This window comes from Candidatus Benthicola sp., from assembly GCF_058719085.1.
This window is the reverse complement of record NZ_JBZQEK010000199.1, coordinates 1-1,920: the sequence shown is the minus strand read 5'-3', so window position 1 is coordinate 1,920 and position 1,920 is coordinate 1. Positions and strand designations below refer to the sequence as shown.

The following is a 1,920-nucleotide window of genomic DNA, read 5'->3' as shown; positions in this document are numbered from 1 at the left end:
GGCCTGGCCGTCGGTATGGGAACGGTGGCCGCCTTCCTCGTGCGGCACCCCGCGAAGCTCTTCTGGCGCAACCGCCACCGCCTCGATCTCTCTCCGCGCTTCCGCATGGCGCGTCGTTTCGCCCTCCTCTACTCGGCCGTCGCGCTTCTGGCCTTCGCGCTGGCGGCGCAGGTGGCCGGCTGGGAGGTTCTGGCCCCGTTCGTCCTGCTGAGTCCGCTGCTTGCCGCGTACGGGGCGTACGACATGAGGAATCGGGCCCGCCGGCTGCTACCGGAGCTCGCGGCTCCCATGGGTCTCGCGGCGTCCGCTCCCTCGATCGCACTGGCCGGAGGGTGGGGGTGGATCGAGGCATGGGCGCTGTGGGCCCTTCTCGTAGCCCGGGCCGTCCCCTCGATTCTCTACGTCCGGGCGCGACTGCGGCTCGAGCGGGGAGAGGTGATCGACCGCCGCGCTTCGGTCGCTGTGCACGTGGGCGCGGTGTTCCTCGGATTCGGACTCGCCGGGCTCGACCTCGCGCCATGGCTCGCCCCGGCGGCGCTCGGCGCCCTCCTCGCCCGCTCGGTTCGCGGGCTCTCGAACCACCGTCGCCGCGTCCGGGCGCGCCAGGTGGGCTTCTCCGAGCTGGCCTGGGGCCTCGCGTACGTGCTGCTGCTGGCCATCGGCTTCCGCGAGGGTCTCTAGGTGTCTGCGATGACCGTCGACTGGGTGATCGTCATCGTCTACTTCGCGGCCACCGTATGGCTGGGCGGCAGGCTCGGCCGAGGCCAGAGGGACCTCGACGACTACTTTCTGGCAGGACGGCGCACGCCGTGGCTGGCCGCCTGCCTCTCCATCGTGGGCACCGAGACGTCGACGCTCACCTTCGTCGGGGTCCCGGCGATCGCCTACACGGGAGACTTCGGCTTCCTGCAGGTCGCCGCAGGGTACGTGATCGGACGACTGCTCGTCGCCTGGTGGCTGGTGCCCGCCTACTTCGAGGGCCGTATTCACACGGCCTACGAGCTGCTGGCCCACCGGTTCGGGGGCCGGGTCCGCAGGTTCTCTTCCGCCGTCTTCCTCGGCTCCCGCGTGCTGGCTGACGGAGTTCGCCTCTTCGCGACCGCTCTGGTGCTCCAGGCGCTCCTGCCCATCGGTCTGCCGGCAGCGATCCTCCTCGTCACCGGTGTGACTCTCTACTACACGATGCGTGGGGGTCTGCGAGCGGTGATCTGGAACGACGCCGTCCAGCTGATCGTGTACCTGATCGGAGCCATCCTCGCCGCATGGGTGCTCCTCGGGGAGATTCCCGGCGGCTGGCAGGGGACCCTTCCCATGCTCGGGGAGGCCGGGAAGCTGTCCGTCCTCCACCTCGAGTGGAGCTGGACCCGACCGTACACGCTGGTGGCCGGCCTCCTGGGAGGAGCGGTCCTCACCATGGCCACCCACGGGACCGACCAGATGTTCGTGCAGAGGCTGCTCGCCTGTCGGGACCCGGGCGAGGCGAGGAAGGCCGTGGTGGCGAGTGGATTCCTGGTGTTCGGACAGATGGCCCTCTTCCTGTTCATCGGGTCGCTGCTCTATGCCTACTACGCGGCCGCGCCGCCCACCGAACCGCTCGCCTCCGCCGACGAGGCCTTCCCCCGCTTCATCGCCACCGGCATGCCGGCCGGCCTCGGCGGGCTGGTGATCGCGGCGGTCTTCGCCGCCGCCATGTCCACGCTCTCCTCCTCGATGAGCTCTCTGGCGTCGGCCTCCACCTTCGACTTCGGCGATGCCTCGGAGCGTGCCGACGGCTCCGCGCTCCGCCGCTCACGGGTCCTGACCGCCGGCTGGGCCGTCGCCCTCGCCGGCGTGGCGGTCCTGGCCCGGGCGTGGGGCTCCGTCCTGGAGGCCGGTCTCACCATCACTTCGATCACCTTCGGACCGGTCCTCGGCGTGTTC

2 protein-coding genes are annotated in these 1,920 nt (G+C 70.6%); both read left to right on the top strand.

The window, feature by feature from the left end:
* The coding region (locus AC36XV_RS14190; RefSeq protein ID WP_492204343.1) for a YwiC-like family protein at positions 1-681 on the top strand (681 nt) is incomplete at its 5' end.
* A gap of 9 nt (positions 682-690) precedes the next feature.
* Positions 691-1,920 (top strand): sodium:solute symporter (locus tag AC36XV_RS14185; RefSeq protein WP_492204344.1); only part of this gene is annotated, 1,230 nt, incomplete at its 3' end.